This window comes from Alkalihalobacillus sp. NPDC127517 (assembly GCF_050276055.1).
GTDB lineage: Bacteria > Bacillota > Bacilli > Bacillales > Bacillaceae_D > Alkalicoccobacillus.
This window is the reverse complement of sequence record NZ_JBNNQX010000022.1, coordinates 1-19,099: the sequence shown is the minus strand read 5'-3', so window position 1 is coordinate 19,099 and position 19,099 is coordinate 1. Positions and strand designations below refer to the sequence as shown.

Below are 19,099 nucleotides of genomic sequence, written 5' to 3'. Positions count from 1 at the left end.
ACCTGTAGAGCCTGTTGGACCTGTAGAGCCTGTTGGACCTGTAGAGCCTGTTGGACCTGTTGGGCCCGTTGGACCTGTTGGGCCTGTTGGACCTGTAGAGCCTGTTGGACCTGTTGGGCCTGTTGGACCTGTAGAGCCTGTTGGACCTGTTGGGCCCGTTGGACCTGTAGAGCCTGTTGGACCTGTAGAGCCTGTTGGACCTGTAGAGCCTGTTGGACCTGTTGGGCCCGTTGGACCTGTTGGGCCTGTTGGACCTGTTGGACCTGTTGGGCCTGGTGGGCCACTTGGGACAAATAACTGGGTAGATGAAATCAGTGCCACGTCATCAATGACAATATCAGACCCTCCAACAATAGGAGTAATAGTAAAGGCAATGGTTGCTGAGACTGCTCCCACTGGTGCAATTGGAGTGGTTTCATACACAGTGAACCATGTTTCATTTTGAACAACTGGTAAACCAGATGTCTCAATTACCACCGAAGTAGACGTCCCCACAGCATTAAATGCTGCATCAAAGAATTGTACCGTTAAAACCACTTGCGGAGAGGGGAATCCAGTGGTTCTTGCAAGTGATGCCAACACCTCGAAACTTTCACCAGGGTCTACAGCAACATTTTGAGAAAGACTTGCACCTGTAGCACTTGAAAGTTGAACCGAATAGAGACCTGTATGGCTAAAGGACGTAGTAAGAAAACCATTTGTAACAATCCATGGAATCAACGTTCCCGTTTCAAAACCACTGTTTAATAGACGGTTAATTAACATATTTTCCTCCTAAAAGATGCTTTAATAATTTCAAAACTTTAATATCCTATGGAGATAGATGGAAGTTGGAAACTCGATATGCCTATGTAAATGTATAATTCAGCACGTGGTTAGGAGCCGGGACCTATTTAATAGAAGAAAGCTGATCAGAGCTAAATACTTTGCATGGCCGATACTCGCAAGAAGTCGAAAAGGTAAATGAACGTGACCAGGAAGAAATTTGCCGATTAGCAGAACAGCAAGAATCCTTTATTAAAAAATACGATAATTGTAACTAAAAGTGCTTACAGTTAATAAAATATTGTAGTAAGTTCTTACATCAATTTTGCCCTGATGTAAGGCTTCTCCTCTACCTTCCCCCTTAATAGGAGCATTAAGGGGGATTTTGTTTTCTTTAATATTACGAGAAAAAGCCAAATCGCTTTAACTTACGCGATTTGGCTTATGTATATCAAAGCGAAGGGATTTTAATAAAACTCTCATCCTTCCTTTTATATACTTCCCAAGAATCTGCTCTTATCAAACTAGATAAATAAAAGAACTTAGATGAACCATCTTTAGACCAAAAACATAACATAAACAAAGACGGTTAATTTACTTCTTTAGAACCCATGACCCTAACCCAGTTATGGGTTTTATTCATTCACTCTTTTAGAGGCTTAAACATTCTCCTTCTTTTGGGGATATTATAACAATTTGGTATGTGGAATTATTGGAATAGGAGTAAATTTGAAATGTATTATTTCGTTCGGAAAATAGAGACCCGATGAAAAAGGCGATTATTTAGGTACGATTGAACATGCAAGCATTCCGTTGCGTAAAAGTCTCCATTCCATAGCCAAAGTACGAAAAGAAGATACAAATTGTGTTGAGATCGACCCACTGCCATGTCGAGTAAAATACCGTAACCTTACGAAAAAGGGTTTGCTGCGTATTCCGGTCTTAATTGAAGTAACCCCTGACAACTAGCGTCAGGGGTTATACATATGGACAATAATACAAAAAAATAAAGCCAAAGTACGATATAACCGTAGCTTGGCTCATAAATATCAAATATATAGGGGATTTATATATAGTTCCCATTCAACCTTTTTATTAACCTTTCCAGGGGTTAGAAGGATAAAAATGCTTAATAGGATAAAAGGGATAATTTATGTATGTTTCACTTCATTTACTTTATAAAGAAAAAGACCGGTGCTGAATAATCAGCGTTGGTCTTTTTCAAATGTTCTTTTTAGTGTTTATTCTTCATCAAAATCATAGCCACCCTTACCAGAAGGATAATTATTACCTCCAACTGCACAAGCTCCAATAATCACTAAAAGAATAAATAAAACAACGATCAGCGCAAAACCACCAGTGTTGTAGTAACCCATAGTTTCACCTCCTTTTTAATCGCATTTTGTAATGTATGAAGGAAAGAATAAGATGGACTAGTCTTACATTTATTTTTTGATAGATTGAATAATACGCCTTTACTGTTTCTTGCTTTCTAAAGATAACAGTCTAACAAACTACTAAATTAATGAAAATTGCCAGGATAATTCGTCTAAGCAGAGTTTGAACAAGCTCATATAGTGTTGTTATGACGATTGAAAGGGGGAAATTAAAATGGATTGGGAGAAAATGCTTAAAGGTGAGAGCAAGGGGCATAGATCACATTGTTCTTGTGACCACAAGGAAAAGAAGCATGATGATCACAAAAAGCATGATGACTCGGAGAAGAAGTGGCACGACCATAAGGAATCAAAATGTAAAACTTTCTTCGAAAACATTGCATTTGGTACTCTAGTAACAGTTCGATTAGAAGGAAATTCAGCTCCTGTAACTGCTAGATTTGTTGGAATTCATGGTTCTATCGTGACTTTAGCTGTATATAATAATCCGGTACCACCAGTAACAACGGGAACTACTACCTTTACAAAGATTTATTGTAAAGATATCTCAGCTGTAAGTGTAACTGTTTAAAGAATTCCCTCTAGGGAGTTATAAAATGATCCCAAGAGATGCCTACGCCCTTTCATAGCGTAGGCATCTTTATTTCTTTTGTACCTTAAATTACAAATAACGTGCCCAAATCTTATGTATTGGGCTATTTTCCTAAAACAAAAACATGAAAAGCACATATTATATTTAGTCTCATTCTTTACAGCCCGCGTACCAAACCCCCTCGATCTTTTTCTTAAGATCTAGGGGGTTTGACGTTAACATATGCAATATGAATATGTTTTTACTTGTAATGGCCACCGATCTTCGCCGCTCGCTCCAACGCTTGACCCGCTGGGAGTAAGGAAGAAGCACGTAAAATCGAAGTTTTACCGAATTTTGCTTTGATCGCATCCATGACCTCTCCAAGCTGTCGGTCGTCTTGCTGCTGATGATGATCAAATAAATCAAGTTGTATCGCGTCGCCATTCGTAAACTTTGATAAGGATACGCCGACTCTTCGTACAGGCTGTTGGTCCCAAAATTGATCAAGCAACTGACACACATACTTAAATACCGTTAAGGAAGAGTCCGTTGCATAGGGCATCGTGAATTGACGGTGAAATCCGGTTCGCACTTCATAATTGGCTCCAGCTACACTTAATGAAACCGTCGACCCTTGAACGTGGTTTTTTCGCGCTCTCAAACACACTTCCTCGCACAACTCTAATAACACCACACAAATATCTTTACGCGTCGCGTAATCATAAGGAAGAGTCATTCCATGCCCGATCGCTTTTTGGCCATCGTGTGTGGAGGTTTTGACGGGCGAATAGTCGACCCCATTTGCACTCATCCATAAGACTTGGCCATGTATCCCCCAACGTTTCTTGAAGAACTCGACATCGGTATTGGCTAAATGGCCAACGGTTCGAATCCCTCGATTGTATAAGTGTTTTTTCATTTGATTTCCTACGCCAAACATATCTTCAACCGGGAGTTTCCAAAGCGTGTGTTCCAGGTTCTCCGCTTTTAGTTCATAAATACCTGACTCATTCTTTTTTGCAAAATTATCACAAGCAAGTTTGGCCAATATTTTATTGGCTCCAATCCCTACCCTGGCTCTTACACGCATGGTATCCCATATGTGCTGTTGAATCTTCTTTGCGGTTTGCATATAGCCACCGAATAAATGATTGGAATGGGTAACATCCATAAATTGTTCATCGATTGAGTAGGGTTCGACGAGATCGGTATACTCTTTTAATATCCTGGTTATCTCCATCGACGCATCGATGTAGTCTTGCATATGAGGAGGGACGACGATTAAATCACTACATTTTTGATGCGCTTCCCATAGACGTTCCGCATTTTTAACCCCGTATTTCTTGGCTTCCTTTGAGGCGGCTAAGATCACGCCGCTTCGTCTATTTGGGTCACCGGATACAACGAGTGGTTTTCCCTCATAAGAAGGATGTTTTGCCACCTCAATGGAGGCGTAAAAACTCTGCATATCCACTAAAAAAATAACCTCACTCATTCATCATACACCTCACCGATCGTATATCTATAACTAGTATATACGAATATACGTTCCCTTGCTGAACTCGCATTGGATGTATCTTACTTTTTCAAACAATATGATCATTACGAGCAAACGTTGAAATATACCGAACTCGCCAATCGATTTAAAACTAAATTAAAAATTAGTTTAGTTGATAAGGGGGTGAACATCGCATGAGAAAACAACTAATGTTGGTTGTTCCAGCTATAGTTATCGTCGCAACCCTCTTTTTTTCACCATTGGTTGAACAGGAAGCAAGTAAGGTAGATATACCTCTGAATACTACCTCGTCAAAAGTAGATATACCTCTTTAAAAGAGCCTTTCAAGGCTCTTTTTTATAAAAAGATTCCAAGTATCAAGCCTATGATCGCAATAAATCCAACAATTGCAGCCACCAGCAATCCAATCAGAATGACGTACTTCCCTACAAGATAAAGCATCACGCCTCCCATAAACAACAGCACCAGTCCTCCGAGCAGTAGCAACACCTCTTGTGTATACGTCGCCAAAAGGAAAAGAACCACGCCTACGATCACGAACCATTTGATTTTCGGACTAAAGATAAACGACTTTACCGACTCTTGCGCTTGCGAATACATATACATCAACCTTTCGTGGTTAGTTAAATTCCGCATTAATCGCCTCAAAATCATCTAAGGTGGTTTCCTCTTCATGGCTAAATAAAGCTGTCACTTGTTGTTTTGGTTTCACCGCAGCATCTTTCATGTTCAAGATGACATCCATCGCTTTTAAGAATGGATTATCTGTATTCGGATAGTGAACATTGATCTCTTTCGCGAGAACATTGTGAAAGGTTCCGTAGAAATACTTATACAGATTCGATTGTATTCTATTTTTCTTTTTCGCATAGATCGTCTGTTTAAATGCCTCTTTTGCGGCCAATACTTCTAATGCGTAGTAGTCTGCTAGAGTTCCGCCATTCTTCTCCACCTGTGCTTGGCGTTTACTCTCTTTTTTCTTATCCATCTTCACACGCAGCCATAGATTTTTAATCAGTTCAGCATTATCAAAGTATCTTTGTACATGTTCTTTAAATTCAACAGGTACATAAGATGGAGTGAAAGACGCGTCTAAGGTACGTATCTTTAAAGATTTTAAAGAACGAGCATTAAACTCACTAGTATCAGACTCCTCTTTCTCGTCAGAATGACTAGTAGGACAAGGGTCTTCAGCATTTTCTCGTTCCGCCAATTTTTCCGGCTCTCGCTCCGCCATTTGTGTATCAGACGAAAACAATTCAAATACATAAATACTATGACCGAGGATATTTTTTTCCTTCCCGGCTTGGTCCTTTTGTTTCCGATTGACCACTTTTAAGATACCTAGCTTTTTCGCCTTCGTGATCGCGCGCTCAAAGGTACGGCGTGATGGACAAATAAAACCTAAACGGTGTGCAGCATCTTTAATAATGGTTCCTAGCTTGGCTCCTACCACACCGTAAGCAGCTACACCACGGTTCTTGATCTCTTTAATTGCTACCAATTCACTTTTACTGAATTGGTCTTTATACTCTTTCATGGCATACATGAATGACTCGTTAAACGCATCAAGGCTCTTAAACCTGGATAGTGAACGACATTCATGTAGTAACAGATTTCTGTACGACATAAAAAATCCTCCAATTATGCCCACTAACATCCAGCAATAAATAGAGGAAAAAGCTTTAATGTACGCCATTATTATGATATGATTAACTTAATCATAACTAAATATGAGTACAGAAAAAAGCCTCCATCACTGATGTAGAATTTTTAAAGTTTACCGTCGCCAAACAGTTCAAACTTTAAAAATGCAGTGGGGGTTTTTTGTTTATTTTTGTATGTATTATGTTTAATCCTAGCATATTTTGTTAGAATGTGAACCCCTCACATTAAGCATTTTGTCATTCTATACTAACTGTAGATTTAAAAACCCTAATCTATCAGTACTTAGAAAGACTAAAAAAAATAAAAACGAAATTACATAATACTATTACATTTCACTGAACAGTATTATGTAATAGTTTAAATGTTATGTATATGTGGGTTTTACTCGCGCTAATATTAATTATAACTCTATTTAAAAATGGATCGATGTTACATTAATCAGACTCTGAATGTGTGGCTTTAATGGTCGACAATTTGAATGATATGGCCTTCATCGTGAGGGTTACCGTAACAGCAAGCTTACGATATATACTGTAGGATCTCCTGTGCCGGAAGATCCTACTTTTTTTATTTGAAAGCTAAATTTTGAACTATCAAATCTATTAGATATAGCACTACTATATGAATAAACGAAAGTCCTAGTGTTCATTTAAAAGTAACCATAAAGTAGTTCAGTGATATGTATACGTATTACATATCACTGAACAGTAATAATGAATATATTCATTGATTAAGAACATTTTCACCTTTCTCTATCCTCTTAATTAAAGCGTAATGACTATGTTTATCTTCAAAAATACAATTACATCATTAAATTTCACTCTAACTGTACCAGATTAAATATTGTTGATTGCTATGATATGATCAAACAAATTGAGTTAGTATTTTTAAAAGCTGACTAGTAAACTTCAAGTGTGCATCTACTTATATGAAATTGCGTGTATGAATAAGCCTCAAGTGCTCTATGCTAGCCTAGTTGGTTTATTAATACTTTTTATTTAATATATTAAGTATTAATGAACAGTTGTACTTAATATAAATTTTAGGTTTAGATTGTTAATATAACCAAAAGGAGAGTCACCTAGGGACTCTCCTTTTGGTTATATTTAATTTTCTATTCTCTATATATCTCTCTATACACCAAATTAAATATTTACTGTAACATAATCTATATTCAGTAATACTGAACATTAATCATATTAATGAAACGTTAAACTTAATAATGTTAAAACTAATTAATACGTTTAATGTTCAGTTTGTAGTACCACTTAAACGTAAATGTAAGAATGAACAGTATCCTTTTTTAACTTATACTCTTCAATGATACTGTTTTTAAACTCTCTTAATTAATAAGTAATCTATTTCGTATTAATTAATATGAATACTTTTAATGTTCATTAATACTGTTCAGTTTTACTTGTTAGTATGACTAAACCATGTTATATTTCATTGTGAGGTGATTATATAATATGGCACACACTATCATGTTTGGTATTCAAAAAGGTGGAGTCGGTAAAACCATGACAAGTGGCGTTACTGCTTTTCTATTGAAAGAAGAAGGCTTTCGTGTCCTAGCCGTAGATATGGATTCGCAAGGTAACCTGTCTCAATTCTTAAGCGGTGTAGAAGACTTGGCTGAGTTTGAAGGAGAGACTGTTTTAGAGGCCATTAAGAAAGGCGATGCAAGACCCTACATAAAAATGATTGATGATCAGCTCCATTTACTACCTGCTGATGACTATTTAGCAACCATCCCTCAGTTTCTCTTCAGAGAATACAAAGGAAATCCTTCTCTTGCTTTAAAGAGTTGTTTAGAGTCAGTCCAGCATTACTACGACTATATTGTTATCGACACTCCTCCTGCATTATCAGAACAAACGATTAATGCATTAGGTGTAGCAAATGATGTTGTCATCATGTTTGAGACTAGTAAGTTTTGTTACTCTGCGGTCCCTCGTTTCATCGAGACGATTGAAGCTGCCAAAGAACGTATAAATCCAGATCTTCGTATAGCTGGTATTCTACGGACACTTGCGGATTCTCGGAGAAGTGATTCAACCATGATGGTGAATTTAATTGCAGAAGATTATCCCGATCTTGTTTTTGATACAGTCATTCATCGACGGGCGACAACTGGTAGACTTCCAATCTACGGACTTGCTGAATCGCCGGAATCAAAACAAGCATTTAGCTATCATGCAAAATTTCTAAAGGAGTTGAAGTCCCGTGTCAGCCAATAAAAAAAATGATCTACGAGCTGCTATGAGAAATAAAGAACAGAAAAAGACTGCTGCCTATGCATTCTTTGGAGAAGATCATTCAAAAGAAGATAACACTGAAACTGAACAGTTAAACGTAACAGATAATCATAACACTGAAAATAAGCAATTAAATGTAACAAATAATAGTAAGAGTAAAACCGAAGTTGTTGAAACGGATGAATCATCTAGCGATTTTTGGTCTACTGTAACTAACAAAAAACCTACAGTCGAAGACACTCATACTCGCGGGACGTTTCTAATACAAAATGAATTACTTGAACGTTTAGATGCTCTAGCAAAGGGACAAAAAAGAGGATTTAAGACGAAACTAGTTAATCATGCACTAAAAGAGTTCTTAGATCAGATAGAAAAAAACAATGAATAAGAAAATAAGAACAAAACAACTTCTCTTGTTTGTTTAACATAATGATTTATTCTGTTTTAATTGATTACTATGATTGTTTGATTACTTGATTACTAGACTCGCTACTAGAGACTGGACAAGGGTTTTAGCGTTTTACTATAACCAAAAGAAGAGTGAAGTATAACCAGTAGGAGAGTCAACTATAACCAAAGCAAGAGTGAAGTATAACCAATAGGGGAGTCAACTATAACCAAAGCAAGAGTGAAGTATAACCAGTAGGAGAGTTAAACTATAACCAAAGCAAGAGTGAAGTATAACCAATAGGAGAGTCAACTATAACCAAAAGAAGAGTGAAGTATAACCAATAAGAGAGTCATTAAGCGAACTAACACAATTTCTGTAAGTTTTCAATACATTATTTGTATAATCGTGTATTTTGCTGGAGGATAATCTTTAACGACTCTTCTATTAGTTATAGTTAAGACTTTGGTTGACTCTCCATCTGGTTATAGTTATAAAAAGAACAAACTATTATGGATCATTTTTCCTTGAAGGAACAGACCTTTGTAGAAATAGGCATCAACTATAACCAAAAGGAGAGTAGAAATTCGGTTTCGTTCCAGTATATAGTTAAGGTAGTGTTGAGGGAGGGAGTTCTATGTCGATGGATTCAGAGCAACTTAGTTTATTAGAGACATCTACTGTTTCGTCCGAGTACATCGTTTCGCAATCGAACGAGCTCATAAGTACTCCACAAGACCTAACAGCCAATGAGAAGAAAATTATTTTTACTCTAGCATCTCTAGTACAACCGGAAGATGAGAATTTCCGGACTCACCGTATTCGAGTAAAAGATCTTGCAGATATGATGGGGATCGTAAGTAGCAACTTCTATAAAAAAGTGGAAGAAACCGTGACGGAGCTTCAAAAGAAAACGGTAGTGATCCAATCCGATAAATCAAAACTTGTCGTAAACTGGCTCTCCAGCTCAGAATATTTTCGTGGAAAAGGCTTTGTCGAGTTGGAATTCTCAGAAAAGCTTAGACCGTATCTATTAGACTTGAAACGCAATTATACGGGATTTAAGTTAACGAATGTTCTAAGTCTACAGAGTGCCTATTCTGTACGTATCTATGAGCTTTTAAAATCGTTTGAAAAACTAAAAAAACGATCGTTTAGTATTGAAGAGTTGCGCGAGCTTTTAGTGGTGCCACCAAATGCTTATAAGTATTATGCAAACCTTAAAAGTAAAGTGATTAATAAGGCTAAAAAAGACCTTGAAGAAAAAACAGACATAAAGTTTGAAATTGAAGAAATTAAAAAAGGTAAAAAGGTTGTAGGTGTTACCTTTTACATAGAACGAAACGATACGTTCTTTAGTGAGGTCCTTCTAAATGACACAGCAGAAGAAACAGCGTATGCAGCAATCATTCGTATGGGAATCCGGCCAAATGTTGCTAAGCTGCTTACTGAGGAGTATTCTGAAGAACGAATAAAGGATAATATTAGTTATGTCCTGCACCAGAAGAACGTAGACCATATTGAAAACTTAAGTGGCTACATAGTGAAAGCGATCAATGAAGACTTTGTAACAACTAAGCAAGCAAAACCTAAAAAGAATAATCGAAAAGATACTCTTCCAAAGTGGGTTAACGAATCCAACGAAGAAGGTCATCAAGAAAATGAGCAAGATGTTGCTGCTCAGGAGTTTCAGGAGCTATTAAACACTTTGAAGGCAAATAAAGCAGCAAAACAATCTATAAATAAATAAAACCAGTTAAGTCGGAGCCTTAACTGGTTTTATTTAATATTAAAATAATACATACTTCCACAACTGATACATAACACTGTTCAGTATTAGTGAATAGTGTTAATGTTAATTGTTTCTTACTACTCAAAATGAGACGGTCTAAATGGTTTATTAGTTAATTAGAAATAAATAGAGCTAACCTTTTCATTTAGAAACTATACTGTTTAACTATTGATTCTTTTAGTTCTTTTACGCGGTGCTTACTAACTGGTAATGTGCTTGAAGAATCGTATAAGATGAGATTAAACGAATTCATAAAGTCATCTTTTTGGATTTTTTTAATCTTACTTAGATTAACTAAATAAGATTTATGGATACGGTAGAATTTATGTTTTCCTAATTTGGTCTCAAATATTTCAAGTTTGTCTTTGCTTTCAATTATTTCACCATTTAATAAGTGGAGGACAGTTTTATTAAAAGATTTATTAATAAAAAGAATGTCTTCTATCTTTACTAGTGAAAAACCGGTTGATATTTGAACACCAATTCGAGTAGCATGTTGATCAGCCACTAAGTGACTAACACGATTTAAAGTTTGAAATAATCTAAAGACATCAACTGGTTTCACTATAAAATCTAATGGATAAAAATTGTAAGCATCTAAAGCAAATGTTTTATAGCTACTAATGAAGATTATCTTGATGTTCTCATGATTTTGATTGATGTGTTCAGCTAATTTAAATCCAGAGTAAGATGCTATTTCAATATCTAATAATGCAACATCTACCTCTTCCTTATTAAGAATATTAGGTAATTGTTCACCGCTTGTAGAAGTATAAACTAGTTTATAAGGAGACTCCTTGAAGATCTCTTTATAAAATTCTAGTTGAAGAGGATCGTCATCTATAGCCAGTATGTTTAACCTAGTCATTTAATTAGAATCACTATTTTTTTCATTTGGTAAGTCAGGTTCATAAGCAAACCAGAAAGATGCTAATGTACCCTTAGAGGCCATAATTCCTACTTTACCGATAATTTTCGCAATAATTTTCATTTAATATACCCCTTTCTTTGTAGTTTTTATATCTAACCAATCTGTAATACTATGATGCACATTTGTAAGTGAGACAGACTGGAATAGAACTGATATCCATAAACATGTTATTAGTGAATGATTGGAGTGACTGCTCTCAACTATAAGTATTGTTAGTAAGAACAACACTGTAAGAAAAATTAACGAAATCACTTTAAACTTAAGTTTTTTTCTTTCATTAAATAAAATTTTAGTCTTATGTAATACAGGAGCTTTCAATATGTATATATACATAGCGTAAATATAAATAAGTGTAATATGAATAAAATTAAGAAATAAGAAACTGCCAGCAAGTATCGAGATAAAAAGAATAATAAATGAACTATACATAACACATTTTGTATAACTTTTAAAATGTGCTCCACCTCCAAAAGCTCTTAAAACTGCACCTGTTAGAAGTGTGATTAAAGCCTCTGATAAAATTCCGAGTAAGGAAGCAATTATTGTTACCAATGTTATTTGAATAACAATTGAAATAGTCCATTCTAATCCGTATCGAATTGTATCTTTTCTTACTTTATATTCTGGCACTTGTTTAACTACATATTCTGTTAATTGATTACTAACTGCAAAGGGGGTAATCATTTTAATCGTTCCCTTCATTACTGCTGATAGGTAATATAATAAACATGCTAAGTGTTTGATGTTTCAGCTCTGGATACAACATACCTTTATAATTGCTTAGACTAGTCATTACATTATTTAAACCTATACCGCTCTTATGAACTTTCTTGGTACTATAACCATCTATAAATAATTTATCTAGCTTTAAAGTACTTATGTTCACCTCATTTATAACCTCCAAAATCAAGCTTTTATCTCGCATAAATTTAATTGTTATCTCTTTGCTACAATTTTCATGAAGGATAACATGCTCATAAGAATTTTGTAGAAGATTTCCAATGATACTATTAAACTGGTGGATTGGCATTGGGACTTTACTGAAATCATCTTCAATAACAATATTTAAATTAACCCCGTCTTTCTTGAAAATCTGCTTGTATTGGATCAGTAAGCCTGATACAGAAGCAAAATGTAAAGGTAAGGTTTCTGAGGTTGTTTTAAACTCATCAGTCAAATTACTTAAATAAACTTTTAAATCATCAATTTTATTTAAATAAACTAGAGAATTTATTGTATTAAGTTGATAAATAAAGTCATGACGTTGTGCTCGAATACTTTTCAGATAATTATTTGCATTTTTTTCTTGCTCTCTTTGCATTAGTTTCTCAGATTCTACATTAACTTTATATATCATGTTCCTCATAAAGAAAATAAATGAAATACAAACAATTAGTACCATGTAAGTAACGAGAATTGTTAAACCGCTCTGTACTACACTAGACACTGTAAGCATGAATAGCACAATAGATATCGGCAAAACCCACCAAAATTTAGGGTGGTGCAACTTACTAATCTCATTTTTAGGAACAAAACTATAATCGAACAAATATAGAGGTAAAAATATTAAAAATAAGCATAAACTATTTATTAATCCAGTAAAGAATCTGAATTCGAAACCCGTTGTGTATTCAGAATAAAAAGGGCTTAAAAAATTTAGAGTTAATAACTCGATGATAAGTAAAAGCATCATACTGAAAAGCAAGGACAGCAAACTAAAAGAAAATCTTGATTTATATAGCTTAGAAATTAAAATTGCAAGAAGTAAAACCGCTAATGGAAGTTTTATTAAGGGCGTACTAGCCGACAGTGTTAGAAAGATTGATGTAACAATACTTAAAAGAAAAAGAAAGGGTAATCTACTAATATGTAAACGGTTTAATAGATGTAATGTAATCAACAGTAGTGGAACTGTTTCAATTAAAGCTCCTAAAAACTCGACTAAGAATGTCAAAGTGTTTTTCTCCTAAGAAATATGAGTATACTTATATGCAATAGACATTTATAAGTATACTCTACCATTGATTAACATCTAAAACCATATAAATTGATTATTTTCAAAAATTTTCTTGGGAGCCGACGTCCTCTGATTTTATTTACTTACCCTGTTAGTTCAGGAATCTCCCCTGTTACATCAAGAATGAAATTTTATGTTTTGAAACATCTATAATGAAATTAATGGATGAAAAAGATAAGATTTTTTGATTTGCTCATATAAGATTCTGTTTTTGAGTATCTATAGTACAAAATAAGACACAATTTCTTATTAAGGTCATATTATGCATAGGTACAATGTTTAACTCAGTACTATTCATTACAAAGTACATATAGCATCATAATAATCGTAAACGATGGTGATAAAACATGAATGCTCAATTTAAAAAAGGTGTACTTGAGTTAGTGGTCTTATTGATAATAAAAAAAGATGACGAATATGGATACTCTTTAGTAAAAAAAATATCCAGTAAGATTCTTATATCTGAAGGGACTGTTTATCCAATTTTGAGGAGATTAGTAAGCGAAAACTACTTGACTACCTATCATAAGGAATCAAACGAAGGACCCTTCAGGAAATACTATAAAATTACACAAGAAGGAACTCAAAAGTTGAATGCTCTTAAATATGAGTGGAATGAATTTTTTTTAATAATAAATCGATTTGTCGAGGAGAATGGTGAAATTGAACAAACATAATTTCTTGAAGATTTTAGAAAGAAACCTCAAATACTTGACTGAAGAAGAAAAGAAAGACGTAATGGATGAATACAGAACTCATTACGAAGATGCTGCTAGGGAAGAACAAAATGAAATAGAAATCTCAAATAACTTAGGTAAACCTGAGGAAATTGCTAAAGAACTTAATGCTATATATGCAATTAAAAAAGCAGAACAGAAAAAGAGTTTTAAAAATTTATCAGCTGCGATCTTCTCAATTATGGGTTTGAGTGTATTGAATTGTTTTGTGATTTTAGGGGGGGGCATTGCATTACTAATATTATCCCCATTCATTATTGCATATATTATAGGTGTTCCTCTTATGTTATTAGCACCATTGCTTACTATTGTAGCTGGTTTTATATATGGATTTCATTTAATAGGGTTTGACGAGATTTTTGAAGCTGGAAGAGCGTTTGTCGTTGGATGTTTACTAGCAATAATAGGTTACTACGTTGGTAAGCATTTCGTAAAACTTGCAATTAGAAATCTGAAGTGGAACGTATCCATCGTTAAGGGGAGATCGTAATATGAAGAAATATGCGGCTATATTGCTGCTTTCTAGTATTTATCTATTAAATGGATGTTCTTCAGAAGAAAGTATTGAAAACGACGAGGAAATATCTAAAATAGAAGATATTCAAATTCCAACGATATTCACCTCAGAAAAATCGGGATATGATATTAACAAAGATGAAATGAAAAGTAGTATCCAATCATATTTAGACAGTAGTGAAGATTTATTTAATGCGATGTTAATTTATGAGGAGAATATGTATGAGGATATAGAATTTACCGAGGATGACATAGAAAAGTTAAATATTCTTTCGGAGCTTACAACAGAGAATGACGATAACTTCTATGATTTTATAACAACTAATACAGTTCCGAAGGATTATGAAGTAGATGTTTTACGTATTAGTTTATACATCACCTCACTAAACGAATTTGTTGAAAGTTTAGATGAGAACCTCTCAACCTTCGAAGAAAATATTGTTAATGGAAAAATAACAAAAAAAAATATCAGTTCAATTCTAAATACCAATGGAGTAGTTAATGGTAGGGAGCAAAAGAAAATAGAGGATTTTCTTGATACAGAAAACATTGATACTAAAGCATTCAGTAAATGATAAATGAATAACATAAAGGATTAGTCAGAAAAGACTGGTCCTTTTTTTTTATGAAGTTCAAGACTAACACGTCCATTAAATAATTCCATATATTCAGAATAGTACTATGTATAAAACTATATTGAATAACAACCAATACTTTAAAAGGAAAATATTGAGAACTTAATTTTCGACAAGTATTATTAAATTATACCTAGTTTAAGGAATGAGTAATTATGAGTCTAACAGTAAAAAACACCAAGCATAAAGAGCTTATGAGAAGTGTAGCAGGAGTATTAAAAATAAGACAAGGTAATAAAAAATTTATAAGTAATGCTTCAATAATAAAAGGAATAAGTGAACCTTTGGTAGTTACAGCTGCACATTGTGTATTTGATTGGTACGAACAATTGTATGCAAATGAAATTGTATTCATTTCTGACTCTGGACAAAAATATGAGATTGATAAATCTTTTATGAGTTCAGATTGGACAAGTAATGGAATAGTTGATCACGATACTGCTTTCCTTACCTTAAAGAAGCCCCCAGTTAATCAAGACGCATTTATTGAACCTATATTTAATAATAAGTCAAAAAAAAACCAGGCGATTATACCATATTTTAGAAGAGGTATATTACGAAGTAAAAAACGTGAAATAGTTACCGGTAAGACATTCGAAGACCATATTCATAAATCAACTTTGTTAGGGTTGAAAGATCGAATGGGAGTAGGCAGTTCAGGTAGTCCTTGGATTACTGAAAGAGAGAATAAATTCTTTCAGTTCTCTAACACAAGTCTATCTTTCCAAAGTGCTAAGGATACTATTTGGGGACCGTTTTGGGGTGAACACATAGAAAGTATATTTCTAAATGCATGTTGTCATGAAAAAAGATTCGAGAATATAGAAATTCATAATTTTTAAAGGGGGTGATAGTAATGGCTAGAACTGATGTGTTATCTTTACAAAGTTTAAAAAGATCTAAAGTAGCAGGGGATCCACCTGGTTCTAATGTAAGCGTTAATTGTAAAAAAGAAAGTACTTTAAGCATATTCTTTTGCGTTAGCCCTAGATAACTTGAATTCTATTAAATAAGCACAAGTTAATCTATTTAATTTGTGCTTATAATGAGGTGACACATTGGACAATAGATATTTGAAGTATATAAATAATAATTATTATTATGGTTTGACAAGTGACTCAAAACAAACGTTGTTAACGTTACCCCCAGTTCCAGCTGAATACGTATTGATAGATGGCGATCATTGGACGAATATATTAGTTAGAAATGAATCAATACCTAAACAAGGGTGGAAAATACATATAAGCACAAATATAAAAGATGCTCAAGAAACACTAAATATAATTTTTGAGCTAATGATAGAACGAAGTATATCTTTTAAGTACGTAAAAAGCATTATGGAATTAATGTTGAAAGACTCAAAGTATGGGGATAGAGGATCATCAGGAAAGTTTATAACTATCTATCCTAAAGACACTAATCAGTTTATATATCTACTTAAATTATTGAGAAATGAGTTAAAGCATCTTAAACCTGGGCCATATATCTTAAATGATAAAAGATGGTATGATTCCAACATTTATTTTAGATACGGTGCATTTATACCAAGATATCTATATAAAGATGGTGAAAAATTAGACGCAATAGAAAACGAAAAAGGTGAATTAATAGAAGATCAAAGGGTACCGTACTACTCCCTTCCAGACTTTGTTGAGGAACCTGAAGAGATAAAAAAAATGGACGAAGAAGTTGACCAATTAGATACTACCTCTCCACTTGATAACTACGAAGTTGAAGAGGCCATTCATTTTAGTAACGGTGGAGGTGTCTACATAGCAATAAACAAAGATAATAAAAAATCCATTTTAAAAGAAGGTAGACCATATACCGCTGTAGATGCTCAAGATCAAGATGCATTTAATCGAATTGTAAACGAAAGTGAAGTATTAGAAAAATTAAGAAATACGACTTACCCAGTGAAAAAAATCAATTCCTTCAAAGCTTGGGAACATTACTTCTTAGAAGAGGAGTTTATAGAAGGTCAATCATTATCAGAATGGTTAGTTCAGAAATATCCATTTGGGGCAGATAAAAAAAATAAAGTTTTCGTTGAATCTTGTATAAATATTGTTAATCAATTAGTAGAAGCAATAGAAGAATTACATGAAAATGGTATTGGTATGGGGGATTTACAACCAGCAAATATCATAATCACACCAGATGAATTTGTAAGATTGATAGATTTTGAAACAGCTAGTGATATAGATGATACACTTTCTGGTTTAATGACTCCTGGCTTCATTGGAGATCAAGATATGAACCGAAGACAAAGTGACTGGTTTGCCATGTTAAGGATTACTAAACAACTTTTTGTACCTATTGGTAGTGTTCAAGATATTTCTTGGAATATGGATACAATACATAATCAATGGGTGTATGATGTTTACGGTTCAGAGGCATTAGATTTAATTAAGCGAATTGAAACAATTTGTACCTATTATCAATCGCGTCCCATGAAAGAATTAATAGAAACTTATGGAAATTTAAGGAAAAATTTCGAGCTTACAGAAATGAAAAAAAAGCTACGTGGTTCTATTATTAAAGATTTAAAGAATGAGGATCGACTTTTACCAGGGGACATTCGTCAATATGAAATGGATTCAGGACTTTTTAATATATTAACTGGTGGTTTTGGCGTAGCTATGGCTTTAAACCGCACAGGAGGAGTCAATAGTACAGTAATAGATTGGGTAGAAAAACAAGAGTTAAATCGCTTGTTAGAACTTGAAAATGGTCTTTTTACAGGAAAAATGGGAATTGCAACTGTTTTATGGGAATTGGGGTATCATGATAAGTCTAAAAATTTATATGATTCAGTCATTATTCAAATCGAAGAGATAAATGACATTTCGCTAGTGACAGGCCTTAGTGGTATAGGACTAGCGGCTTTAGGATTTAGCTATGAGGTAGACGACCCTCAGTACTTAAAGGATTGTCTTCATATAGGTGAACTATTGAAAGATAAACTTGATTCTGACTCACCAATAGTTACTTTTGACTATGATGTTGTTAACAAAGGAGTTATGACAAGTTGGGCAGGTGTTTCTTTATTTTTTACAGCGATGTATAAAAAGACAAAGAATAAAGATTGGTTAACTCTATCTGAAATAGCATTAGAAAAGGATTTAAAGCTTGGTGTATTTGATGATGATGGTTTATATCAAGTTGATGATGATTTTAGAATCCTTCCTTATCTTGCTGGTGGAGGTGCTGGATTAGCCATCGCAATAACTGAGTTAGAAAGTAATACAAATGAACAGAAATGGAATAAAGAGTTAGATGGAATTTGCAAAATTTCTAATAGTAAAACTTTTTATAATGCTGGATTGTTTCAAGGTACTACGGGCATATTAGCTATTTCAAATTTATTAGAGTTATATACCCGAAATGAAGGTTTAGTGAATTCAGTCTTATTTACTTTAAATCTTCATCTAATGGAAACTGATGAATATCTCTTCGTACCCGGAGATACTTGCTTCAGACTTTCTGGTGATATCATGTCAGGTTCATCTGGATTATTACTTACTGTTAACGACATCCTTACTAAAAACAATTATTCATGGATACCTGTCCTTAACTTAAATGAGGTACTCATGACCTCATGTTTTAAAGGAGGTGAAATTAGAGATGAAGGACGTATTAGCGTTACAGAAAATGCACAGGAATCGATCAGATGATGACAATCCTAAAGAAAAATCAAGTTTGAGCTTAGGTTGTGCACCTTCGAGTCATACAAGCTGGTTCCTTTGTTAAAAACTAATTTTGAGGAGAGATGAAATGAACAAAGTATTGTCATTACAAAAAGAACACGTATCAAAAGAGGTACAGTTAAATAAAGCATCTGCAAGAAGTATCCAATGTAAAAATAGTAGTCATGCAAGCATCTTTTTCTGCTAAAAACC

At 34.1% G+C, this 19,099-nt stretch carries 21 protein-coding genes and 1 pseudogene; 13 read left to right on the top strand and 9 right to left on the bottom strand.

Going from position 1 to position 19,099, the window contains the following annotated elements:
* The coding region (locus tag ACQKKO_RS20000) for an NTTRR-F1 domain (protein ID WP_498650267.1) at nt 1-765 on the bottom strand (765 nt) is incomplete at its 3' end.
* Between the two features lie 1,304 nt (nt 766-2,069).
* Nucleotides 2,070-2,141, bottom strand: a pseudogene (locus ACQKKO_RS19995) (YjcZ family sporulation protein); the annotation flags it as partial.
* 235 nt (nt 2,142-2,376) lie between these two features.
* Here ACQKKO_RS19995 and ACQKKO_RS19990 point away from each other — a divergent pair.
* Nucleotides 2,377-2,733 (top strand): hypothetical protein, encoded by a 357-nt coding sequence (locus tag ACQKKO_RS19990; protein WP_498650265.1) that lies wholly within the window; start codon nt 2,377-2,379, stop codon nt 2,731-2,733.
* A 262-nt stretch (nt 2,734-2,995) separates the two neighbouring features.
* On the opposite strand, the gene ACQKKO_RS19985 is transcribed toward ACQKKO_RS19990, so the two are convergent.
* Nucleotides 2,996-4,231, bottom strand: a complete 1,236-nt coding sequence (locus ACQKKO_RS19985) for a DNA polymerase IV (RefSeq protein ID WP_497938278.1) — start codon at nt 4,229-4,231, stop codon at nt 2,996-2,998.
* A gap of 197 nt (nt 4,232-4,428) precedes the next feature.
* Here ACQKKO_RS19985 and ACQKKO_RS19980 point away from each other — a divergent pair, with 197 nt between their 5' ends.
* Nucleotides 4,429-4,569, top strand: a complete 141-nt coding sequence (locus ACQKKO_RS19980; RefSeq protein WP_498650263.1) for a hypothetical protein — start codon at nt 4,429-4,431, stop codon at nt 4,567-4,569.
* A 22-nt stretch (nt 4,570-4,591) separates the two neighbouring features.
* Here ACQKKO_RS19980 and ACQKKO_RS19975 read toward each other — a convergent pair whose 3' ends face one another.
* Together ACQKKO_RS19975 and ACQKKO_RS19970 are read right to left on the bottom strand one after the other, a co-directional pair.
* Entirely contained in the window at nt 4,592-4,855 is a 264-nt protein-coding gene (locus ACQKKO_RS19975; RefSeq protein WP_498650262.1) for a hypothetical protein, read from the bottom strand.
* A 19-nt stretch (nt 4,856-4,874) separates the two neighbouring features.
* Nucleotides 4,875-5,885 carry a hypothetical protein gene (locus ACQKKO_RS19970; protein WP_498650260.1) on the bottom strand — a complete coding sequence of 337 codons (1,011 nt, stop codon included), beginning with the start codon at nt 5,883-5,885 and terminating at the stop codon, nt 4,875-4,877.
* 1,507 nt (nt 5,886-7,392) lie between these two features.
* Between ACQKKO_RS19970 and ACQKKO_RS19965 the strand changes: the two genes are divergently transcribed.
* The 3 genes from ACQKKO_RS19965 to ACQKKO_RS19955 all read left to right on the top strand — a co-directional run bounded on the left by ACQKKO_RS19965 (nt 7,393) and on the right by ACQKKO_RS19955 (nt 10,319).
* The gene (locus ACQKKO_RS19965) at nt 7,393-8,163 is read left to right on the top strand and encodes a ParA family protein (RefSeq protein ID WP_498650258.1); all 771 of its coding nucleotides are present in this window, start codon (nt 7,393-7,395) and stop codon (nt 8,161-8,163) included.
* On the top strand, nt 8,150-8,569 hold the full coding sequence (locus ACQKKO_RS19960) for a hypothetical protein (protein ID WP_497938242.1): 420 nt from the start codon (nt 8,150-8,152) through the stop codon (nt 8,567-8,569). Before ACQKKO_RS19965 ends, ACQKKO_RS19960 begins: the two co-directional genes overlap by 14 nt.
* A gap of 637 nt (nt 8,570-9,206) precedes the next feature.
* On the top strand, nt 9,207-10,319 hold the full coding sequence (locus ACQKKO_RS19955; protein ID WP_497938241.1) for a replication initiation protein: 1,113 nt from the start codon (nt 9,207-9,209) through the stop codon (nt 10,317-10,319).
* Nucleotides 10,320-10,506: 187 nt separating this feature from the next.
* Here the strand turns inward: ACQKKO_RS19955 and ACQKKO_RS19950 are convergent, their stop codons facing one another.
* Genes ACQKKO_RS19950 through ACQKKO_RS19935 form a run of 4 tightly spaced genes read right to left on the bottom strand, consistent with a single transcriptional unit; the run spans nt 10,507 to nt 13,246 of the window.
* Nucleotides 10,507-11,229, bottom strand: a complete 723-nt coding sequence (locus ACQKKO_RS19950; protein WP_497938240.1) for a LytR/AlgR family response regulator transcription factor — start codon at nt 11,227-11,229, stop codon at nt 10,507-10,509.
* Nucleotides 11,230-11,352, bottom strand: a complete 123-nt coding sequence (locus ACQKKO_RS19945) for an AgrD family cyclic lactone autoinducer peptide (protein WP_369874396.1) — start codon at nt 11,350-11,352, stop codon at nt 11,230-11,232.
* Nucleotides 11,353-11,976, bottom strand: coding sequence for an accessory gene regulator ArgB-like protein (locus ACQKKO_RS19940; protein ID WP_498650254.1), 624 nt, complete (start codon nt 11,974-11,976; stop codon nt 11,353-11,355).
* Between the two features lies 1 nt (nt 11,977).
* On the bottom strand, nt 11,978-13,246 hold the full coding sequence (locus tag ACQKKO_RS19935) for a sensor histidine kinase (protein WP_497938238.1): 1,269 nt from the start codon (nt 13,244-13,246) through the stop codon (nt 11,978-11,980).
* A gap of 410 nt (nt 13,247-13,656) precedes the next feature.
* On the opposite strand from ACQKKO_RS19935, the gene ACQKKO_RS19930 reads away from it, so the two are divergent.
* The 8 genes from ACQKKO_RS19930 (at nt 13,657) to ACQKKO_RS19895 (ending at nt 19,094) form a co-directional block, all read left to right on the top strand.
* Entirely contained in the window at nt 13,657-13,986 is a 330-nt protein-coding gene (locus ACQKKO_RS19930; RefSeq protein WP_369874401.1) for a PadR family transcriptional regulator, read from the top strand.
* Nucleotides 13,964-14,536 (top strand): HAAS signaling domain-containing protein, encoded by a 573-nt coding sequence (locus ACQKKO_RS19925; RefSeq protein WP_369874402.1) that lies wholly within the window; start codon nt 13,964-13,966, stop codon nt 14,534-14,536. Before ACQKKO_RS19930 ends, ACQKKO_RS19925 begins: the two co-directional genes overlap by 23 nt.
* 1 nt (nt 14,537) lies before the next feature.
* The gene (locus tag ACQKKO_RS19920; protein WP_498650251.1) at nt 14,538-15,137 is read left to right on the top strand and encodes an NDxxF motif lipoprotein; all 600 of its coding nucleotides are present in this window, start codon (nt 14,538-14,540) and stop codon (nt 15,135-15,137) included.
* Between the two features lie 215 nt (nt 15,138-15,352).
* Nucleotides 15,353-16,039 carry a trypsin-like serine peptidase gene (locus tag ACQKKO_RS19915; RefSeq protein ID WP_498650249.1) on the top strand — a complete coding sequence of 229 codons (687 nt, stop codon included), beginning with the start codon at nt 15,353-15,355 and terminating at the stop codon, nt 16,037-16,039.
* Between the two features lie 14 nt (nt 16,040-16,053).
* Nucleotides 16,054-16,191, top strand: a complete 138-nt coding sequence (locus tag ACQKKO_RS19910) for a class III lanthipeptide (RefSeq protein WP_369874405.1) — start codon at nt 16,054-16,056, stop codon at nt 16,189-16,191.
* 64 nt (nt 16,192-16,255) lie between these two features.
* Nucleotides 16,256-18,874 carry a class III lanthionine synthetase LanKC gene (lanKC, locus tag ACQKKO_RS19905; RefSeq protein ID WP_498650246.1) on the top strand — a complete coding sequence of 873 codons (2,619 nt, stop codon included), beginning with the start codon at nt 16,256-16,258 and terminating at the stop codon, nt 18,872-18,874.
* Nucleotides 18,825-18,950: a class III lanthipeptide gene (locus ACQKKO_RS19900; RefSeq protein ID WP_497938233.1), complete on the top strand. Its 126-nt coding sequence runs from the start codon at nt 18,825-18,827 to the stop codon at nt 18,948-18,950. Before lanKC ends, ACQKKO_RS19900 begins: the two co-directional genes overlap by 50 nt.
* Before the next feature lie 24 nt (nt 18,951-18,974).
* Nucleotides 18,975-19,094, top strand: a complete 120-nt coding sequence (locus ACQKKO_RS19895) for a class III lanthipeptide (protein ID WP_369874407.1) — start codon at nt 18,975-18,977, stop codon at nt 19,092-19,094.
* Nucleotides 19,095-19,099 lie beyond the last annotated feature (5 nt).